The sequence below is a fragment of the Rhodococcus tibetensis genome (assembly GCF_024438035.1).
GTDB classification, from domain to species: Bacteria; Actinomycetota; Actinomycetes; order Mycobacteriales; family Mycobacteriaceae; genus Rhodococcus_F; species Rhodococcus_F tibetensis.
Window position 1 is genome coordinate 1 of record NZ_JANFQF010000006.1, and the last position, 18,416, is coordinate 18,416.

Genomic DNA, 18,416 nt, shown 5'->3' on the forward strand with positions numbered 1-18,416 from the left:
GGCATCGTCCAGTTCGACGGCCACTCGATCTCCCTCGGCAGACGGTGGGGAGATCAGAAAGCGGTACTGCACTGGCGAGGCGACGACGTCACCGTCCTGGTCGGTGACGCCATCGCCCGCGAACTCACCCTCGACCGATCAGCTACATTCCAACCACTGACCACACTGTCCACGAAGTCCTGAGACAGATGTGTACACGAAGTCCTGAGACAGCACACGAGTGTCTGGACTCCTTTGCCACGCACGGGCGCGAAGCGCCTCTGAGCAGGCGATTTGTTGGCCAGGTCGACGATGGTGTAACTTTCTTCGAGCACGGAGGAAGTCATTTCCGAGTGCGGAGAACAACCGAATACGGGGCTATGGCGCAGCTGGTAGCGCACCACACTGGCAGTGTGGGGGTCAGGGGTTCGAGTCCCCTTAGCTCCACCCATGAAGTAGTCCCTCGCTGTGCATCGCACGGTGGGGACTTCTTCGTAGTCGCCTGCGCGTGCCAGCACTGTCGCTCCGTTCATGTCACGGCGCTCCGATCGCCCCATACGATGCGTTCCCACCAACTGTGGAGTGGGCTCGGATCCGGCCAGCGCACACATTCGTCGTTCTGCACTGTTCGATGGTCGCGTCGTTCCTTCGGATCGGATGGTCCGCGTTTCCCGTACCGCACAGCAGTGCACCTCCCCTTCGCCCGGCGTGCCCGCCAGGGTGACGGACACGGATGCCTGTGCATGTCGGAAATTAGCACTCATGTCGGTGTCGTGCCAGCCATGCCAATCGGTAACGGCAAAGTAACCGTGATGGGTGACGCGCGAGCTGCCGCTTCCGACTCCGTATCGATTGGCACTCTGGGTGGGTGAGTGCTAAATTCTTGGTGCACAGTGATGATCCGTCTGTCGAGGTGACGGGCGCTTTTGGGTAAGCCGGGGAGGTGTGTTGCTGTGCTTGTTCTCGAGTCCTTTGCAAGTGGGAGCCCCGGTCACCGAGGCTTTGCTGATGCCACAAAGAGTGCGGTGCCGAGAGGGCTGAGCGCACTGCCGCATCTGAAAATGCCCGACTCGATCTCGCCCACTTTTCGCCCCTGTACGTTTGCACTCGAGGATCTCCGCCACTCATGACCACGAACACCACCACGACCCCCTCGCCTTTGTCCGACCGCCGGCGCGACCACCTGCCGTGGCCGATGAGGTCGGTGCGACCCCTCGGCGCCTACTGCAGCGACGTCTCGGTGATGCTCGGAGCGCTGTCGATCGTGATGTTCTGGATGTTCGGCTTCGGAATGCTCCTCGGCGCCGGAGCTATTGCCACGGGCATCGTCGCAGCTCGGCATCCTTCGGTCGAGGCGGACGAGTCGACGTCCCTGGAAGCGCTCATCGGCATACTCACCGGCGCCTTCGGGATTGCGCTCGGGATCGTCTTTCTCGCTGCCGCGCTGCCTCACATGTGACGTAGCAGCGCCGACGATTTCAACGTCGATACCTTGCCGCAGTGGGACACTGGCGGTATGACATTCACCGTGACACATCGGTCGTTCGACCAACTGGCAGAGTTCGCCGTCACCGACTTCAGCGGTGACGACACTTACAGCATCCATGACAGCGGGGCGCTCGTCATCGTCCGCGCAGACCGGGAACTGGTCTATGCGCCGGGAAGCTGGTTCCTGGTGGAGCGCACCGATGGAAGTGATGACGCTCCGGGTAATTACATGTGAATAGAACATACGTTCGATTCACATGTATGTTTACTTCCGTGATGCGCCGGACCGAGTCTGCGCCGCGGCGATGTCCCAACGGACACCTGTTCGGTGCCAACACCTGCCTTGTGGGGTGGGAGGTGTGCGACTGCGGCGCCTCGAACAACGGTGGGCACCGCACCCATTTCTGCCGACGGTGTGGTGCGACGATCCGGACACCGCCCTGCAGTCGGCCGAGCTGCGACGATCGGTGAGATGTCAGATCGTCTGCTTGACGGACTTCGGGTTCCCCCAGATGGTGTCGGACTGATCCTGCAGGACCAGAACGATCAACGTCTCAGTGCCTGCCTCGAAGGCGGAAGCCGCGACGTGAGCCCAGATCCAGTGGCCACTGCAGTGGTGGATACGCAGGTGCGCCGTTGCACTTGCTTTTTCGTCGCCCAAGGCGCGGGCGAGCATCGCCTTCCATAGTTCGGTGTCGTCGGGATGGAAGAGTTGTTCGTGCTCGAGGGTGGCGAATTCGTCGATGCCTGCGCCGATCAGAGCGGCGCAGGCCGAGTTGCTGAAGATGACCTGACGGTTCTTGTCGTGGACGCTGATCGCGTGCGGAACCGATTCGAGCATCGCAGCGAATCCTTCGCTATCGAGTTGTTTCACTTGCCCCCCTTGGGTCTCGAGAGCATCATCGGCCTCGGTGGCAGGTTCGTTACCACAATTCCCTTGCGCCGTCGACGAGACAGCAGGGGAGCGCGTGGCGCCCGATTTCTGACTAGGGTTGGCGGGTGCGCTTCGTCACGATCGTTCAATCTTCGGCATTCGTGCCGGTCTGGCTGAGAATTCTGTTGCTGATGGCTGCGGGAGCGAAGGTGTGGGGTGCCGGAGTCTATTCGGGTTGCTACTTCGGCAGCAAAGACATCAGTCTGGGTCGCGGTACTTTCGTCAACCGAGGCGTGCTGTTCGACGGCACCGCGTCGATCACACTCGGCCGGCAAGTGGCCGTCGGGCACCGTGCTCAGTTCATCACCAGCACACATCGGCTGGGTCCGGCGTCAGGTCGGGGTGGGCCGGCGATCGACCTCCCCATCGTGGTCGGTGACGGCTGCTGGATCGGCGCAGGGGCCATCATTCTGCCCGGGGTCACGGTCGGAGAAGGATGTGTCATCGGTGCAGGAGCGGTGGTCACCCGTGACTGCGCGCCGAACGGACTCTACGTCGGCTCACCCGCGCGACGAGTCCGCGATCTGGAAGTCGAGTCTCCGGTCGGGTGACCGCCCCAGTCGCGTTCGGCGGCGACCGCGCTTGTCGGACATTCCTACGGGGCGATGGTCCGCTCTCGGATCCACGTTGAGCGGACGCGAGGACATCGAGAGTGTGGTGCTACTCGACCCGACATCATGTTTCGCGGGGACGCTTCCCGTGGTGACGGTCACGACTCGAGCGAGCCACTGACCATGCGATGCCGATGCTCTGCCGCCGACATCGAGGCGGTGATACTCGGCGCGGTGGGCTGAGGCCTTTCGGCCGGGCGCTACGATGGGCGCCCGGTAGCTCAACGAGGTCCACGGAGGTCGGGGCAGTGGCGAAGAAGCGGATTCCGGTGGTCATCGTCGCTGGATTCCTCGGTTCCGGTAAGACCACCCTGCTCAATCATGTTCTGCGCAACAATCGCGGTGTCCGAGTGGGTGTCATCGTCAACGACTTCGGAGCCGTGAACATCGATTCGATGATGGTTGCCGGTCAGGTCGATTCCATGGTGTCGCTGAGTAACGGGTGCATGTGCTGCGCTGTCGACGTCAGCGACATGGACGACATGCTGGATCGTCTGGCGAATCCCTCCTCGCAGATCGATGTGGTGATCGTCGAGGCGAGCGGACTTGCGGAGCCACGCAATATGATTCGGCTCGTGCTCGGCAGCAGGAATCCGCACGTCGTGTACGGGGGGCTGGTGGTGATGGTCGATGGTGAGCAGTTCGAGGAAACGTCCGCACAACATACTGATCTCGGGAAGCACGTGACCCTGGCAGACCTCGTCGTGCTCAACAAGACCGACCGGATCGACGAACCACGACTCGCTGCGGTGAAGGAGATGGTCCGCGACTACAACGATCGTGCCCCGGTTCTCGCGACCGCGCACGGGCGCATCGAGCCGACCCTGCTCTTCGACCACGAACCAGGACGCGATCCGGCGCCCGGCGAACAGCTCACTCTCGATCGACTGTTGCTGGATGAACACGAGCAGTGCGACGGAGTATGCGGCGATCACGACCACCTGCATTCGTCCTACACGGCAGTGGATTTCGCGTCCGAGGAGCCGATCGATCCGCGGCGGCTGGTCGATTTCCTCGAGAGCAGGCCCGTCGGGATCTACCGGATCAAGGGATTCGTGCACTTCGCGGTACCGGGGCAGTCGCGCAAGTTCGAGGTGCAGACCGTCGGACCACACATCCGGTTCACCTCCACCCGGTGGGAAGCAGATGAGGAGCGGACGACGCAATTGGTGCTCATCGGTGCGGACATCGAACCGGAGAAGGTGCGTGCCGGTCTCGAGGACTGCATCGTGTCCGAGGGCGAAGATGTCGACCCCGGTGCGATGCTGGGGGTCCACCGCTATACCGTGACGGCGTGACCGAGCCCGCGTGTAGCACGCCGTCGAACCTCGAACCTACGTTGTCTGTATATGACGCGATCCGTCGCCGCCGAGATGTGCGAGCGGAGTTCACGGGAGTGCTGGTGCCGCAGGAGGTTCTGGACCGCATCTTGGGCGCCGGGCATTGCGCGCCGAGTGTGGGCAACACGCAGCCGTGGGATTTCGTCGTCGTGCGCAAGCCGGAGACACTCGACGTGTTCGCCGAGCACGTGGCCGACGCCCGGAGGCGATTCGCCGAGTCACTGCCCGAGGATCGCAGGGCGACGTTCGATCCGATCAAGATCGAGGGAATACGCGAGAGCGGCATGGGCATCGTCGTCACCTACGACCGCAGCCGCGGCGGCGAGCACATCCTCGGCAGGCACACGGTCGACGACACAGGCCTGTTCTCGGCCGTGCTGGCGATTCAGAATCTGTGGCTCGCCGCCGCCGCCGAGAACGTCGGCGTCGGCTGGGTGTCGTTCTATGACGAGCCCTACCTCACCGAACTGCTGAGAATCCCCGAGCCGGTGCGCCCCATCGCCTGGCTGTGCGTGGGGGAGGTCGCCGAGTTCCAGCAGGTGCCGGACCTCGAGCGCTTCGGGTGGCGGGGGCGCCGACCACTGGCCGACGCCGTCCACCTCGAAAAGTTCTAGCCCTGACGGCGGCGTGATCCGCCGGCCGACGCGGTGCGTGTTCCGCCGCCCGTGGACGTCGCCGCCCGCGGACGTCCCGCCGCGCCGGAACGGGAACGACGAGCGCCGCCGCCCTGTCCGTGCGCGCGTCCACCCTGGCCGCCCTGACCGCCGCCGGGACGCTGAGTGCGTCCGCCGCTGCTTGACGTGGGGGCGGCCTTCGGCGCCGGTGTCACATGAGGGGCGATGTCACCGACGAGGTCGAGAACGTGAGCCGAGTCCGCGGTGCTGCGGACGGAAGTGACCTTGATCGCTGCCTTCCGCATGAGGATGGACAGATCCTTGCGCTGCTCGGGCAGCACGACGGTGACGACATCTCCGGCGCTGCCCGCGCGTGCGGTCCGACCCGAACGGTGCAGGTAGGCCTTGTGCTCGGCGGGCGGATCGACGTGGACGACCAACTCCACGTCGTCGACGTGGACGCCTCGCGCGGCTACGTCGGTGGCCACCAGCACACGGGCCTCACCGGCAGAGAAGGACGCCAGGTTGCGGTCGCGGGCGGCCTGCGACAGGTTGCCGTGCAGATCCACCGACGGGATACCCGCTTCGGTGAGCTGACGGGCCAGCTTCCGGGCCTGATGCTTGGTGCGCATGAACAGGATTCGGCGTCCGGTGCCCGAGGCCAGCTTCTCGACCAGCTTGCGCTTGGTCTCGGGGCTGTCGACATCGAACACGTGGTGCGTCATGGCCGCGACGGGGGAGTTCGCCTCGTCCACCGAGTGCAGGACCTCGTTCTTCAGGAACCGCTTGACGAGCTTGTCGACACCGTTGTCCAGCGTGGCCGAGAACAGGAGTCGCTGACCCTGCTGCGGGGTGGCGGAGAGGATGCGCGTGACGACGGGCAGGAACCCGAGATCGGCCATGTGGTCGGCCTCGTCGAGCACAGTGATCTCGACGGCGTCGAGGCTCACGAACTTCTGCTTCATCAAGTCTTCGAGTCGGCCCGGGCAGGCGACGACGATGTCGACGCCGGCCTTGAGGGCGGAAACCTGGCGGTTCTGGGAGACGCCACCGAAGATCGTGGTGACCTTCAGGTCGTACGCCTGGGCCAGCGGCTCGAGCGTGGCGGTGATCTGGGTGGCCAGCTCGCGGGTGGGGGCCAGGATCAGACCCACGGGGTGGCCGGGGCGACGCTTTCCGCCCGACAACTCACCCGCGAGGCGCGAGACCATCGGGAGGGAGAAGGCGAGTGTCTTGCCGCTTCCGGTCTTGCCGCGGCCGAGGACGTCACGGCCTGAGAGCGTGTCGGGCAGCGTGTCGACCTGGATGGGGAAGGGTGCGCTGATCCCCTGTGAGGACAGCACCCTCACGAGCGGTTCGCGGACGCCGAGGGCGGCGAAGGTGGTGTCGGGTGTCGTGGTGTCAGACAAGTGTCAGAGCCTTTCGGGCACAGGGTTGTGCCCGGAGGGCCGATACGGAAGAGGATCCCGTCGGAGCTCGAGCACAGGTTGGCGGCGTTGCCGGTCGGCAAGCTTTTTCGCCGTAAGAGAGCGGATGCACACGCTGGTGCACATCCAACAGGATTCGGACGTTCCCGAACTGAATGCGTTCTACGACGCTGGGTGACCGTCATGGTCACCTAGTGCTGCCGAGTCTACCTGGTGACGTGACACCTGTTCGACTCAGGACTCACAGTCCGACCCATTCGGAGGCGCCGTCAGCGAAATGCTGTCGCTTCCAGATGGGTACCTCGTGTTTGATGCGTTCGACGAGTTCGGCGCAGGCCGCGAACGCCTCGGCCCGGTGCGGTGCGGCGACGGCGGCCACGAGAGCCAGGTCCCCGACTGTCAGCGAACCCACCCGGTGGATGGCGGCAACGGGCAGTCCCGTCGACGACGCAACCTCCTCACAACATGTGCGGAGAAAGCGCTCGGCATCGGGATGTGCCTGGTATTCGAGTGCCGAAACGGGTTGGCCCCCATCGTGATTACGTACAACCCCGGTGAAGACGACTACCGCGCCGTGTTCCGGTCCTGCCACGGCTGCGTCGACCACAGCCGAGTCCAGGGGCTGATCCGAAATCTGGGCAAGAATGTCACTCATCGTGCGCACCTCCACCGGCGACCTGTGCAAGAAGGTGATCGACGATGGGTTCGAGCACCGCAAGTCCGTCCTTCACTCCGCCCGGTGAGCCGGGGAGATTCACGATCACTGTGCCGTTCGACACACCGGCGAGTCCCCGGCTCAGCGACGCATGTGGGGTCACCGTGGTTCCGCGGTTGCGAATGGCATCCGCCACGCCCGGCAGTTCGCGGTCGAGTACGGCCCGGGTGGCTTCGGGCGTCGCGTCCGTGGGGGAGACGCCCGTTCCGCCCGTCGTGATGATCAGTGCCGGATTACCGGACAGCGCGTCCGTGATGCCGGCCGCGATGTCGGCGTCGGCGTAGATCAGGGGGCCGCGCGTTCGAAACCCGCGTTCATCGAGCCAGGCCGCGATGGCCGGACCGGTCGTGTCCTCCCGTGTGCCCGCCGCACCACCTGTGGAGGCGACCAGGACCGCGGCGGTTCGCCCTGTCGGCGCGGTCGATTCGGGTGCCCGCTCCCTGGTCCAGTGGCCGCGCTTGCCGCCGTCCTTGGTGAGTAAGCGGACACCGTCCAGGGTGGCAGCGGGATCGACGGCCTTGATCATGTCGTGCAGCGTCAGCCCGGCCACCGCCACCGCGGTCAGTGCTTCCATCTCGACGCCGGTCGGCCCTTTCGTCTTCGCCGTCGCCTCGATCGTGATGGCGTCGTCGACGAATCCGAACTCCACCGTGACCGACGACAGCGCGAGCTGGTGGCACAACGGAATCAGCTCGGAGGTCTTCTTCGCACCCGAGATACCGGCGATCCGGGCCGTGGCAAGTACATCAGCCTTGGGAAGGTCGTCGGCCCGGACGAGTTCGATCACCTCGGGGGTAGTGACGAGCCGTCCTTCCGCCACGGCGGTCCTGGTGGTGTCGGCTTTCGCGCTCACATCGACCATGCGGGCGCGACCCTCACTGTCGAGGTGGGTCAGATCGCTCATAGGGGAATCACCTTCACGAGTTGGCCGGCGTCGAGCGCGGTGACATCGGCGGGGATGTCGACGAGGACATCCGCCCACGCCATCGCTGCCACGAGATGTGAGCCCGGACCGGCGACGAGCTCGACCCCGGCGTCCGTACGGCGTGCGCGGAGGAACTGCCGCTTTCCCCGCACGGAAGTGAGTGGCGCTGCGAGCGGCATCTCCACGATCTCCGTCGGGGGGAGTCCTGCTGCGCGGCGAATTTCCGGACGTGCGAAAACCTCGAAGGAGACGAGTGTGCTCACGGGATTGCCGGGGAAGTTCAACACCGGGACGCTGTCGACCACGGCTGTCCCCTGGGGTCCGCCCGGCTGCATCGCCACGTGACCGAAGTGAGCGCCGAGCGGGGAGAGGGTTTCCTTGACCACCTCGAAGTCGCCCATCGACACACCGCCGGACGTGAGTACGAGGTCGGCGGTGAGGATCGCCTCGGCGAGAAGGGTGCGGAACTCGGCCGGATCGTCGCTGCTGCGGGCGATCGAAACCACCTCCGCGCCGTTGGCGCGTGCACTCGACGCCAGAGCGATGCCGTTCGAGTCGTAGATTTCGCCCGGGCGCAGTGCGATTCCCGCATCGACGAGTTCGGCGCCGGTGGTGATCACCGCGACACGAGGCCGCGGGCGCACCGGGACGCGCTGCAGGCCGACGGCGGCGAGTACGGCGATGTGGCGGGCCCCGAGAAGGCTTCCGGCGGCGAGAAGAAGAGTTCCCGCCCGGACATCGCTGCCGCGCTCCCGCACGAATTCACCTGCTGATCGGCTTCTTTCGATTCGAACCCTGCCGTCTGAGGTGTCCGTGTCCTCGACGGGAACGATTGCGTCCGCGCCCTCCGGAACCGGTGCTCCGGTCATGATCCGGTAGGCCGTGCCGGGACGGTGAGCGACAGGTTCAGCAGGTCCGGCCGCGATCACCCCCCGCACCGGGAGCATCACCGGGACCGACGTGATGGACGCGGCGTCGACGGCGTACCCGTCCATCTGGGAGTTCCGGAACAGGGGTAGATCGACGGGAGAGTGGATGTCGGCGGCGAGGGCGCGTCCCAGCGCCTCACCGAGCGGGATCTCCTCGCCGGGTCGCGTATGGAGCGGTGTAAGAAGGTCGGCGACGTGCTGAGCATGCTGCTCTACCGTCCGCGTGGTCACGACGTTCCTCCGGCCATGGTTACCAATCCTATCCACGGCGGCCCTGCGCACCGCCGTACGGCACCGATCACCGCATCGCGTCATACTGGACGGATGCTGGCAAAGGCAACGCGATGACGATGGTGGAGATGGGCATCCCCACCGTGCGGTCGTCCGTTTCACTGGCGGGCCGCCCGGACGTCGGGCACCTCGTCGACAAGTTCGGCCGGGTAGCCCGCGACCTTCGCGTGTCGATCACCGAGAAGTGTTCGTTGCGCTGCACCTATTGCATGCCTGAGGAAGGCCTGCCCGCCATCCCGGCGCACAATCTGCTCACGGCCGACGAGATCATCCGCCTGGTCGGAATCGCGGTGCATCTGCTCGGGGTGCGGGAGGTCCGGTTCACCGGCGGTGAACCGCTGATGCGCGCCGACCTCGAAGCCATGATCGCCGGGTGCGCCGAACGGGTTCCAGGTGTGCCGCTGTCGATGACCACAAATGCCGTGGGGCTCGAACACCGGGCCGCCGCACTCGCCCGGGCAGGCCTCACCCGCGTCAACGTCTCTCTCGACTCGATCGATCGCAAGCACTTCGCCCGGCTCACGCGGCGCGATCGGCTGCCGTCGGTGATCGCCGGAATCCGTGCGGCCGCCGATGCGGGCCTGGCGCCGCTCAAGATCAATGCAGTCCTGATGCCGGAAACACTCGCGGGCGCCGCCGACCTCCTCGAATGGTGCCTCACTGAGGGAATCGCGCTTCGCTTCATCGAGGAGATGCCCCTCGACGCCGACCACGAGTGGGCGCGTGAGCAGATGGTGTCCGCCGACCGCTTGCTCTCGGTTCTCGGTGAGCGGTTCACTCTTGTGGAACACGGCCGGGAGGACGCGTCCGCACCGGCGGAGGAGTGGCTGGTGAACGGGGGTCCTGCCACGGTGGGGATCATTGCGTCCGTCACCCGCTCGTTCTGTTCCGATTGCGACCGCACCCGTCTCACCGCCGAGGGAACGGTACGGTCGTGCCTGTTCAGTGACCAGGAGGTCGACCTTCGGGGGGCTCTGCGCTCGGGAGCCGGGGACGAAGACCTCGCGCGGTTGTGGCGTGGGGCGATGTGGAACAAGTGGGCAGGGCACGGGATCAACGCGGACGGCTTCGCGCCTCCGCAACGCAGCATGGGAGCTATCGGTGGTTGAGACGGGAACAGGCATCTCGGTGCGGTACTTCGCGGCGGCCGCCGACGCCGCCGGGTGCACGAAGGAAACCCTCGACCTGCCGGTGGACGCCCCGCTCGGTCGGGTGAAATCCGCCCTCGTCGCCAAGTACGGCGCCGATATGGAGAAAGTGCTGTCGGTGGCCGCCTTCCTCGTGGATTCCGAGCTCACGCGCGACCTCACGCGTACCGCCGGACACCAGGTGGACGTCCTGCCGCCGTTCGCGGGAGGTTAGTCCCGGCTCGCGGCACTCCGGGCCCGATCAGGCAGTCGTCGTGTCGGCCAACCACTGGTCGAAGGTGATCGATCCGAACTCGTTCTCCGGAACCAGATTTCGCCCCGCCCTCAGGAAGGCGCCCAATGCGCCCGGCAGCGGGACGTCGAGGACGAGCCCGTGCGCGCCCCTGGCCTTCTTCCATGCCACGACGAGTTCACGAGCTGTGCGGACTTCCGGGCCGCCGATGGTGATCGGGCCCTCGGGCGCCGGGTCGGTGGACAGGGCGGCGTCCACCAGAGCCAGCGCGACATCGCGTGTGTCGATCGTCTGGAACCGCGTCCTGGCGAACGCCGGAATCACCCCGACACGGCTCGGCGGCTTCGCGACCATGGGGATGAAATCGTGAAACTGTGTGGCGCGCACGATGACCGTCTCGACCGGCGAGTTCTCGTAGACGCGTTCCTGCCTGCGTTTGGCCTGGTAGTAAGCGAACTCGCCGCCGTCGACGTTGGCGATGGAGAGCAGAACCGCGCGTCGCACGCCCGCCCCGTCTGCTGTCGCGAGCAGATTGGTAGCGCCCTCGTCCAGCACGGCGCGAGTGCGTCGGGTCTTGCCGTCGGTCGTGTCCACCACCACGTCGACTCCGTCCAGCGCGTCGGCCAGCCCCTCGCCAGTCACCAGGTCACCGTGGACATGAACGATCTCGGTGCCTGGTGCACCACCGTGCCGGGTCAGGACACGGACCGAGTGCCCGCGGGCAAGGAACTCCTTGACCACTTGCCTGCCCGCGGTACCGGAGCCGCCCGCGACCAGAACCTGGGTCACCAGATCACCGCCACCAGGTGTCGAGAGGTGTGACGGGCACCGTGCGTTTGTGGCGCGTGTTCAGATACATGGTCTCGAGCTTCTCGGCGACGTCGGGGGAAACGTCCTTGCCCTCGAGATAGTCGTCGATCTGTGCGTACGTCAGCCCGAGGGCCTCCTCGTCGGGGATGGCGGGGCGGTCGTCCTCGAGATCGGCGGTGGGCACCTTCTTCCAGGTGGTCTCCGGTGCTCCCAGTTCCTGGAGCAGGGCCCCACCCTGACGCTTGGAGAGGCCGGTCAGCGGAGTGACGTCCACGCCGCCGTCGCCGTACTTGGTGAAGAACCCGGTGATGGCCTCGGCCGCATGGTCGGTGCCGAGTACGAGGTAGCCGAGCTGACCCGCGATCGAATACTGGATGACCATGCGCTCACGGGCCTTGATGTTGCCGCGAACGAAATCGCGGAGTTCGCCGCCGTCACCGAGAATGTCCCGCAGGGCCGAGGCCGATTCCTTCGCGGTGGCGTCGGCGCCGGGCTTGACGTTGACCGACACCGATCGGTCGGGCTCGATGAACTTCAGCGCGATCTGGGCGTCCGACTCGTCCGCCTGCGTGCCGTAGGGGAGACGAACAGCGATGAACTCGGCCTCGTGTCCCTCCTCGCGTAATTCGCTCGCCGCAAGCTGGGCGAGGCGCCCGACGAGTGTGCTGTCCTGGCCGCCGCTGATGCCCAGGACGAATCCCTTCGCGGGCGTCGACAGGAGGTACTCCTTCAGGAACTGGACGCGCGTGCGAATTTCCTTCGCCGCGTCGATGGTGGGCTTGGCACCGAGCTCCTCGAGTATCTGCGCACGTAGATTCGCCATGCCAGAAACTGTAGCGAGTGGGGAGGTTCGATGCAGAGGTTGGGAAGGCCCGGGTACGGTTCCGCGCATGAGCAGATCGGACATCCTCGTCGTCAGTGCCACGAAGGCAGAGGCTGTGCATGTCCCGCCGGAGTTCGACGTGCTGATCACAGGCATCGGGAAGGTGAGCGCGGCCGTAGCCGTCGCAAATGCGCTCGCCGACTACCCGTCGTCGCAGAAGCCGCTCGTGGTCAACATCGGCACCGCAGGCGCGCTGCACGAACACCACAGTGGTCTCTTCGTGCCGTCGATCGTGCTCAACCACGACATCAGCGGCAATGCCATCCGGGCCCTGGGGCACGAGGTGGCGGACCGCCTGGACATACCGGAGGGGGACGGTTCGGTGCTGGCCACCGGTGACGTCTTCGTATCGGACGCGGCGGTGCGGGACGTGCTTGCGGGGCGGGCCGATCTCGTCGACATGGAGGGTTTTGCCGTCGCCTACGCGTGCGCGCGGGCAGGGGTCCGATGCCGCTTGGTCAAGCACGTCAGCGATACCGCCGACGACTCGGCGCTCGACTGGCCGGCGCGCATCGACGCCAGCGCCAGGGGACTGGCGCAGTGGCTGCAGGCCCTGTGACCCTCAGGCGCGGGTGACGCGCCTGACGAGATCCGCCCAGGCCGCCTCGAGCCGCTCGGTCGACATCCCGAGGTCGCGAAGTTCGTGGAGTACGAGTGTCGCCTCGAGTGGAGCAAGCAGCGAACACGCGAGCAGTTCGTGATCACCTTTCACGCCGGCCTCGCGGAGCAGCGACATGACGTGCGTGACCGAGACGGCCCGTGCGGGGGCCGCGAAACGGATGCCCGGAGAGTTCTCCGCGGCCCTCTGGACCTCGCCCTCGACCTGGACGGTGGCGATGCGGGCCCGGCCGTACGCGATGAGCCGTTCGACCGGATCGGCGCCCGGCCCCAGCGGTGGCGGTCCGAACATGAACGCTTGCTGGAGTTCGCGTTCGGAGTGATCGAGGAGCGCGAGCATGAGGCCCGAGCGGCTTCCGAATCGCCGGAAAACTGTGCCTTTGCCCACACCGGCCCTGCAGGCGACGGCGTCCATCGTCACCGCGTCGACGCCGCGCTCGGCCACGAGGAGGGCCGCTGCATCGAGCAGGAGCCGTCGATTACGCGCGGCATCACCCCGTTCGGGTGGATCGACCCCGATCTGGGGCAGGAGGAGTCGGGTCACGGCGCAATCCTACCGCGATGGGAATATAAGTGGACCACGGTCCGTTTAGTTGATATACCTGTTCCCGAGACACCCACCGCACCATCGAAGGAAATTCACATGTCGCAGACCAACATCCTCGTACTCGTCGGCAGCCTCCGCGCCGCGTCGGTCAACCGTCAGCTCGCCGAGACGGCAGTCTCGGTCGCTCCCGAAGGTGCGGACGTCACGGTGTTCGACGGACTCGGCGAGGTGCCCTTCTACAACGAAGACATCGACGTCGCCGGTTCCCTCCCCGCTGTCGAGGCGTTGCGTGACGCCGCGGGCCGCGCCGACGCGCTCCTCATCCTGACCCCCGAGTACAACGGCACGATTCCCGCCGTGCTCAAGAACGCCATCGATTGGATCTCCCGTCCCTACGGAACCGGCGCCGTCAAGGACAAGCCGGTCGCCGTCATCAGCGCGTCGCCCAGCGGCAACGGCGCGCAGTGGGCGCACGAGGACACCCGCAAGGCCGTCCGGATCGCCGGCGGCAAGGTGCTCGAGGACGTCACCCTCGCCATCGGCGGCACCATCGACAAGTTCGGTGACCGCCACCCGCGGGAAAACGCCGAGGTCGCGCAGCAGGTCGCCGACGTCGTGACCAGCCTGGTGGACGCCACCAAGCAGCTCGTCGACGCCTGAGTGGTCCGCGGAGCGCCGTCGCTACAGCCCGGTTCGATCGAGTGCTGCATCGACTGCGTCCCGCACCGCATCGAAGTCTCGACCAGCCGCCAGGGCAGAGTCCCTGGCGGCTTCTATCTGTTCGCGGAACGTCTCGTACCGCGCGACCCAGTCTTCTTTGTCGGCACGCCAATAGCCCATGACGTCATATCGCTCCGGCGGCCACCCCAGTTCATGTCGCAACCAGCGGCGAACGTCACGCGAGGTCTTCGCTTCCCCGGCGAACCACACGTATCCCGGCCCGGAGGGTCGCGACCAGCTGCGGGCGGCCTCCGCCAACCTGCTGCGCCCGGTCCCGTTGCCGCTGTCGTGCAACCAGGTGACCGTCAGGTCGGCGCCGGTGGTGAGCTGCTGCCGATCCTCGGTGGTGGTGATCTCGGCAATGACGTGCACGTGCGCCGAACCGGGCAGTTCCTCGACGATACGGCCGACGGCGGGTAGCGCCGTCATGTCCGCGACAAGAAGTTGCCATTCCTCGTCGCCGGGCGGTGCGTACCAGCCGGAGGCGGCCGAGAACCCCACGACTTCGCCCGGCGACGCCTGCAGCGCCCAGCGAACCGCAGGGCCGCCCGCGTGGACGGCGAAGTCGATGTCCATCTCGCACGCGGACGGATCCCATCGCCGGACGGTGTAGCTCCTCTCCATGCCACCGGGCGGAAACGCGAGCAGTAGCCGCTCGTCGGGCGCTCCACTCGACTCGAATCGCGTGAGGTCGCCGCCCGACAGTGTGATCCTCTGCATGTTCGGCGTGATTCTCTCCGTGCGGACGACGGGCGCCCAGCGGTCGGGCGGCTCGGAGGAGGGCTCGGGCATCCGCTCACGCTACCCGGGGCTCTGGCAGTTACCGGCCCGGCAAGCACCGGCGGAGTCGCGCGGGGCGTCCACTGCTGCGTGCGCTGGGATTGCCGGTGACGGTGCAGAGGTGACGTAGGCTCGTCGGGCTCGGGTGCGCGAACCTCCCCGACGGGAGCGATTCAGGTCACGCCGAAAATGTGATGTGCAACACGCCGACGGTGTCACGAATTTTGCGGTCCGGCGGAGGTCGACCAGGGAATTTCATCGATGTGACTCACAACATCTCGGGTTAAGTGTTTCTGTCGGCCACTAGGTGTAGTGTCTTGAGCACTGAGAGACCACTACGGGAATCGGCTCGGTGAACCCCTCCGCTGGGGTGACCGTCCTCTCGATCAGGGGAGATCTCGGGTGCTGAACACACACTTCGTCAGCTCCATTTTCGGCAGTGGAAAGAGGGACTCATGAGCATCACCGTCTACACCAAGCCCGCTTGCGTTCAGTGCAATGCCACCTACCGGGCCCTCGACAAGGCGGGTATCGAGTACGCCGTCGTCGACATCACCGAAGATCCCGAGGCTCGGGACTACGTCATGGCGCTGGGATACCTGCAGGCGCCTGTGGTCGTGGCCGGTGACGAGCACTGGTCGGGCTTCCGGCCCGATCGCATCAAGACCCTCTCGGCAAACGCTGCTTGAAGCGACCCGATCGCACCGTCCCAGCGCGAGGGCGAGCCGGTTCCGGGGCAGCACTGACCGACAGTTTCGATCGAGATGGTGAGCGCCGATGACCTCGCTGGTGTATTTCTCCAGTGCCTCGGAGAACACGCACCGATTCGTTCAGCGGCTCGGGATGCCTGCGACACGGATACCCATCCATGACCGCGAAGGCGCCTTCGAGGTGCACGAGCCCTATGTCCTGATCCTCCCCACGTATGGAGGCGGGACCACGGCGACGGGCAGGGACACCAGTTACGTCCCGAAGCAGGTCATCCGATTTCTCAACAATCCACACAACAGGTCGCTGATCCGAGCCGTGATCGCGGCGGGAAACACCAATTTCGGTGAGTCCTATTGCTTTGCAGGAAACATCATTTCTCAGAAGTGTCACGTTCCCTACCTCTACCGCTTCGAACTCATGGGCACAGCCGAAGACGTCGAACGGGTGAAGGTCGGTCTGGGTGAATTCTGGGATCACTTAGACGACAAGGAGCAGGAGCTGTGGCGCCGACCATCACAGACACCATCGATGCGGGGAGCGTAGAGCGTGACGCGCGCGGTGGGGACTCGACGAACGGTCTCGACTACCACGCACTCAACGCGATGCTCAACCTGTACGGGCCGGGCGGCGAGATCCAGTTCGACAAGGACGTCGCCGCGGCCCGTCAGTACTTCCTGCAGCACGTCAACCAGAACACGGTGTTCTTCCACAACCTCGACGAGAAGCTCGACTACCTCGTGGAGGAGAACTATTACGAGCCCGAGGTTCTCGATCAGTACTCGCGCGCCTTCGTGAAGTCGCTGATCGACCACGCGTACTCCAAGAAGTTCCGCTTCCCGACGTTCCTGGGCGCCTTCAAGTACTACACCTCGTACACGCTCAAGACGTTCGACGGCAAGCGTTACCTCGAGCGCTTCGAGGACCGAGTGTGCATGGTGGCGCTGACCCTCGCCGCAGGTGACGAGGATCTGGCGACCAAGCTGGTCGACGAAATCATCGCCGGACGCTTCCAGCCGGCCACCCCCACGTTCCTCAACTCCGGCAAGAAGCAGCGCGGTGAACCCGTCTCCTGCTTCCTGCTGCGCATCGAGGACAACATGGAGTCGATCGGCCGTTCCATCAACTCCGCGCTGCAGCTGTCCAAGCGCGGCGGCGGAGTCGCATTGCTGCTCACCAATGTTCGTGAGCACGGCGCCCCCATCAAGCGGATCGAGAACCAGAGCTCGGGTGTCATCCCGATCATGAAGCTTCTCGAGGACTCCTTCTCCTATGCCAACCAGCTCGGCGCACGTCAGGGCGCGGGCGCGGTGTACCTGCACGCCCACCACCCGGACATCTACCGGTTTCTCGACACCAAACGTGAGAACGCCGACGAGAAGATCCGCATCAAGACGCTCTCGCTCGGCGTGGTCATCCCGGACATCACGTTCGAGCTGGCAAAGAAGAACGAGGACATGTACTTGTTCTCGCCGTACGACGTCGAACGCATCTACGGCGTTCCGTTCGCGGACATCAACGTCACCGAGAAGTACTACGAGATGGTCGACGACAAGCGGATTCGCAAGTCGAAAATCAAGGCCCGCGAGTTCTTCCAGACCATCGCGGAGCTGCAGTTCGAGTCGGGCTACCCGTACATCATGTTCGAGGACACGGTGAACCGGGCCAACCCCATCGCAGGCAAGATCACGCACTCCAACCTGTGCTCGGAGATCCTGCAGGTGTCGACGCCGTCGCTGTTCAACGACGACCTCTCGTACAGCAAGGTGGGCAAGGACATCTCCTGCAACCTGGGGTCGTTGAACATTGCGAAGACGATGGACTCGCCGGACTTCGCGCGGACCATCGAGGTGGCGATCCGCGGACTGACCGCGGTGTCCGATCAGACGCACATCTACTCGGTGCCGTCGATCGAGGAGGGCAACAACGACTCCCACGCCATCGGCCTCGGACAGATGAACCTGCACGGGTACCTGGCGCGCGAGCGGATCTACTACGGCTCCGACGAGGGCATCGACTTCACGAACATCTACTTCTACACCGTGGTGTTCCATGCGCTGCAGGCGTCCAACCGGATTGCCATCGAGCGGGGAACGTATTTCAAGGGTTTCCCGGAGTCGCAGTACGCGTCCGGTGAGTACTTCGACAAGTACACCGACCAGGTGTGGGAGCCCGAGACGGAGAAAGTGCGTCAGCTCTTTGCCGGCTCCGGCGTGCACATCCCCACCCAGGACGACTGGCGCGAGCTGAAGGCGTCCGTGCAGAAGCACGGCATCTACAACCAGAACCTGCAGGCTGTCCCGCCCACCGGGTCGATCTCGTACATCAACTACTCCACCAGCTCCATTCACCCGGTGGCGTCGAAGATCGAGATCCGCAAGGAAGGCAAGATCGGTCGCGTCTACTACCCGGCGCCGTACCTGACCAACGACAACCTGGAGTACTACCAGGACGCGTACGAAATCGGTTACGAGAAGATCATCGACACCTACGCCGCGGCCACCCAGCACGTCGACCAGGGCCTGTCGCTGACACTGTTCTTCAAGGACACTGCCACTACCCGCGACATCAACAAGGCGCAGATCTACGCGTGGCGCAAGGGAATCAAGACGCTGTACTACATCCGGCTGCGTCAGATGGCCCTCGAAGGCACCGAGGTCGAAGGTTGCGTTTCCTGCATGCTGTAGGCGGCTCCGCCGCCCGTGCGCCTTTTCGGT

22 protein-coding genes and 1 tRNA gene are annotated in these 18,416 nt (G+C 65.2%); 14 read left to right on the plus strand and 9 right to left on the minus strand.

Translation table 11 applies throughout. From position 1 onward, the window contains the following. From NOF53_RS08425 to NOF53_RS08440, 4 genes are all read left to right on the plus strand, one after another. On the plus strand, positions 1 to 183 hold a 183-nt coding region (locus tag NOF53_RS08425; RefSeq protein WP_255967257.1), incomplete at its 5' end, for a hypothetical protein. 170 nt (positions 184 to 353) lie between these two features. Beyond that, positions 354 to 426, plus strand: a tRNA-Ala gene (locus NOF53_RS08430). Between the two features lie 748 nt (positions 427 to 1,174). Continuing rightward, entirely contained in the window at positions 1,175 to 1,438 is a 264-nt protein-coding gene (locus NOF53_RS08435) for a hypothetical protein (RefSeq protein ID WP_374212591.1), read from the plus strand. Positions 1,439 to 1,495: 57 nt separating this feature from the next. Further along, a complete protein-coding gene (locus NOF53_RS08440) occupies positions 1,496 to 1,702 on the plus strand; it encodes a hypothetical protein (RefSeq protein WP_255967261.1) in 207 nt (68 codons plus the stop codon). Between the two features lie 240 nt (positions 1,703 to 1,942). Here NOF53_RS08440 and NOF53_RS08445 read toward each other — a convergent pair whose 3' ends face one another. Further along, a complete protein-coding gene (locus NOF53_RS08445) occupies positions 1,943 to 2,341 on the minus strand; it encodes a PAS domain S-box protein (protein ID WP_255967263.1) in 399 nt (132 codons plus the stop codon). A 125-nt stretch (positions 2,342 to 2,466) separates the two neighbouring features. On the opposite strand from NOF53_RS08445, the gene NOF53_RS08450 reads away from it, so the two are divergent. From NOF53_RS08450 to bluB, 3 genes are all read left to right on the plus strand, one after another. Beyond that, positions 2,467 to 2,952: an acyltransferase gene (locus NOF53_RS08450; RefSeq protein ID WP_255967265.1), complete on the plus strand. Its 486-nt coding sequence runs from the start codon at positions 2,467 to 2,469 to the stop codon at positions 2,950 to 2,952. Between the two features lie 308 nt (positions 2,953 to 3,260). Further along, on the plus strand, positions 3,261 to 4,310 hold the full coding sequence (locus tag NOF53_RS08455; RefSeq protein WP_255967267.1) for a CobW family GTP-binding protein: 1,050 nt from the start codon (positions 3,261 to 3,263) through the stop codon (positions 4,308 to 4,310). Continuing rightward, a complete protein-coding gene (bluB, locus tag NOF53_RS08460) occupies positions 4,307 to 4,966 on the plus strand; it encodes a 5,6-dimethylbenzimidazole synthase (RefSeq protein WP_255967269.1) in 660 nt (219 codons plus the stop codon). Before NOF53_RS08455 ends, bluB begins: the two co-directional genes overlap by 4 nt. Here bluB and NOF53_RS08465 read toward each other — a convergent pair. The 4 genes from NOF53_RS08465 to NOF53_RS08480 form a co-directional block, all read right to left on the minus strand. After that, entirely contained in the window at positions 4,963 to 6,375 is a 1,413-nt protein-coding gene (locus NOF53_RS08465; RefSeq protein WP_255967271.1) for a DEAD/DEAH box helicase, read from the minus strand. The two genes, bluB and NOF53_RS08465, sit on opposite strands and share 4 nt — an antisense overlap. Before the next feature lie 259 nt (positions 6,376 to 6,634). Next, positions 6,635 to 7,048 carry a molybdenum cofactor biosynthesis protein MoaE gene (locus NOF53_RS08470; RefSeq protein WP_255967273.1) on the minus strand — a complete coding sequence of 138 codons (414 nt, stop codon included), beginning with the start codon at positions 7,046 to 7,048 and terminating at the stop codon, positions 6,635 to 6,637. Beyond that, positions 7,041 to 8,012: a bifunctional molybdenum cofactor biosynthesis protein MoaC/MoaB gene (gene moaCB / locus NOF53_RS08475; protein ID WP_255967275.1), complete on the minus strand. Its 972-nt coding sequence runs from the start codon at positions 8,010 to 8,012 to the stop codon at positions 7,041 to 7,043. Before moaCB ends, NOF53_RS08470 begins: the two co-directional genes overlap by 8 nt. After that, the gene (locus tag NOF53_RS08480; RefSeq protein ID WP_255967277.1) at positions 8,009 to 9,193 is read right to left on the minus strand and encodes a molybdopterin molybdotransferase MoeA; all 1,185 of its coding nucleotides are present in this window, start codon (positions 9,191 to 9,193) and stop codon (positions 8,009 to 8,011) included. Before NOF53_RS08480 ends, moaCB begins: the two co-directional genes overlap by 4 nt. Before the next feature lie 113 nt (positions 9,194 to 9,306). Here NOF53_RS08480 and moaA point away from each other — a divergent pair, with 113 nt between their 5' ends. Continuing rightward, a complete protein-coding gene (gene moaA, locus NOF53_RS08485) occupies positions 9,307 to 10,362 on the plus strand; it encodes a GTP 3',8-cyclase MoaA (protein ID WP_255967279.1) in 1,056 nt (351 codons plus the stop codon). After that, a complete protein-coding gene (locus tag NOF53_RS08490; protein ID WP_255967281.1) occupies positions 10,355 to 10,615 on the plus strand; it encodes a MoaD/ThiS family protein in 261 nt (86 codons plus the stop codon). The genes moaA and NOF53_RS08490 overlap by 8 nt, the downstream gene beginning before the upstream one ends. 27 nt (positions 10,616 to 10,642) lie before the next feature. Here NOF53_RS08490 and NOF53_RS08495 read toward each other — a convergent pair whose 3' ends face one another. Next, a complete protein-coding gene (locus NOF53_RS08495) occupies positions 10,643 to 11,422 on the minus strand; it encodes an SDR family oxidoreductase (protein ID WP_255967283.1) in 780 nt (259 codons plus the stop codon). A 4-nt stretch (positions 11,423 to 11,426) separates the two neighbouring features. After that, positions 11,427 to 12,266: an NAD(+) synthase gene (gene nadE / locus NOF53_RS08500; RefSeq protein ID WP_255967285.1), complete on the minus strand. Its 840-nt coding sequence runs from the start codon at positions 12,264 to 12,266 to the stop codon at positions 11,427 to 11,429. A 67-nt stretch (positions 12,267 to 12,333) separates the two neighbouring features. Between nadE and NOF53_RS08505 the strand changes: the two genes are divergently transcribed. Then, complete coding sequence (locus NOF53_RS08505) at positions 12,334 to 12,885, plus strand: nucleosidase (protein WP_255967287.1); 552 nt, start codon at positions 12,334 to 12,336, stop codon at positions 12,883 to 12,885. A gap of 3 nt (positions 12,886 to 12,888) precedes the next feature. On the opposite strand, the gene NOF53_RS08510 is transcribed toward NOF53_RS08505, so the two are convergent. Next, the gene (locus NOF53_RS08510) at positions 12,889 to 13,488 is read right to left on the minus strand and encodes a TetR/AcrR family transcriptional regulator (RefSeq protein ID WP_255967289.1); all 600 of its coding nucleotides are present in this window, start codon (positions 13,486 to 13,488) and stop codon (positions 12,889 to 12,891) included. A 99-nt stretch (positions 13,489 to 13,587) separates the two neighbouring features. Between NOF53_RS08510 and NOF53_RS08515 the strand changes: the two genes are divergently transcribed. Further along, entirely contained in the window at positions 13,588 to 14,151 is a 564-nt protein-coding gene (locus NOF53_RS08515; RefSeq protein WP_255967291.1) for an NAD(P)H-dependent oxidoreductase, read from the plus strand. A 21-nt stretch (positions 14,152 to 14,172) separates the two neighbouring features. On the opposite strand, the gene NOF53_RS08520 is transcribed toward NOF53_RS08515, so the two are convergent. Beyond that, the gene (locus NOF53_RS08520; protein WP_255967293.1) at positions 14,173 to 15,003 is read right to left on the minus strand and encodes a siderophore-interacting protein; all 831 of its coding nucleotides are present in this window, start codon (positions 15,001 to 15,003) and stop codon (positions 14,173 to 14,175) included. Positions 15,004 to 15,446: 443 nt separating this feature from the next. On the opposite strand from NOF53_RS08520, the gene NOF53_RS08525 reads away from it, so the two are divergent. The 3 genes from NOF53_RS08525 (at position 15,447) to nrdE (ending at position 18,386) form a co-directional block, all read left to right on the plus strand. Next, complete coding sequence (locus NOF53_RS08525) at positions 15,447 to 15,680, plus strand: redoxin NrdH (protein ID WP_255967295.1); 234 nt, start codon at positions 15,447 to 15,449, stop codon at positions 15,678 to 15,680. Between the two features lie 88 nt (positions 15,681 to 15,768). Beyond that, positions 15,769 to 16,245: a class Ib ribonucleoside-diphosphate reductase assembly flavoprotein NrdI gene (gene nrdI, locus NOF53_RS08530; RefSeq protein ID WP_255967298.1), complete on the plus strand. Its 477-nt coding sequence runs from the start codon at positions 15,769 to 15,771 to the stop codon at positions 16,243 to 16,245. A 59-nt stretch (positions 16,246 to 16,304) separates the two neighbouring features. Next, entirely contained in the window at positions 16,305 to 18,386 is a 2,082-nt protein-coding gene (gene nrdE / locus NOF53_RS08535) for a class 1b ribonucleoside-diphosphate reductase subunit alpha (protein WP_255967699.1), read from the plus strand. Positions 18,387 to 18,416: the final 30 nt, after the last annotated feature.

Bases quoted from the DNA above. Each gene is read 5' to 3' on its own strand.
- NOF53_RS08435 (WP_374212591.1), top strand. From the start codon at position 1,175: ATGAGGTCGGTGCGACCCCTCGGCGCCTACTGCAGCGACGTCTCGGTG.
- NOF53_RS08440 (WP_255967261.1), top strand. From the start codon at position 1,496: ATGACATTCACCGTGACACATCGGTCGTTCGACCAACTGGCAGAGTTC.
- NOF53_RS08470 (WP_255967273.1), bottom strand. From the start codon at position 7,048: ATGAGTGACATTCTTGCCCAGATTTCGGATCAGCCCCTGGACTCGGCT.
- moaCB (WP_255967275.1), bottom strand. From the start codon at position 8,012: ATGAGCGATCTGACCCACCTCGACAGTGAGGGTCGCGCCCGCATGGTC.
- moaA (WP_255967279.1), top strand. From the start codon at position 9,307: ATGACGATGGTGGAGATGGGCATCCCCACCGTGCGGTCGTCCGTTTCA.
- nadE (WP_255967285.1), bottom strand. From the start codon at position 12,266: ATGGCGAATCTACGTGCGCAGATACTCGAGGAGCTCGGTGCCAAGCCC.
- NOF53_RS08505 (WP_255967287.1), top strand. From the start codon at position 12,334: ATGAGCAGATCGGACATCCTCGTCGTCAGTGCCACGAAGGCAGAGGCT.
- NOF53_RS08515 (WP_255967291.1), top strand. From the start codon at position 13,588: ATGTCGCAGACCAACATCCTCGTACTCGTCGGCAGCCTCCGCGCCGCG.
- NOF53_RS08520 (WP_255967293.1), bottom strand. From the start codon at position 15,003: ATGCCCGAGCCCTCCTCCGAGCCGCCCGACCGCTGGGCGCCCGTCGTC.
- NOF53_RS08525 (WP_255967295.1), top strand. From the start codon at position 15,447: ATGAGCATCACCGTCTACACCAAGCCCGCTTGCGTTCAGTGCAATGCC.
- nrdI (WP_255967298.1), top strand. From the start codon at position 15,769: ATGACCTCGCTGGTGTATTTCTCCAGTGCCTCGGAGAACACGCACCGA.
- nrdE (WP_255967699.1), top strand. From the start codon at position 16,305: ATGCTCAACCTGTACGGGCCGGGCGGCGAGATCCAGTTCGACAAGGAC.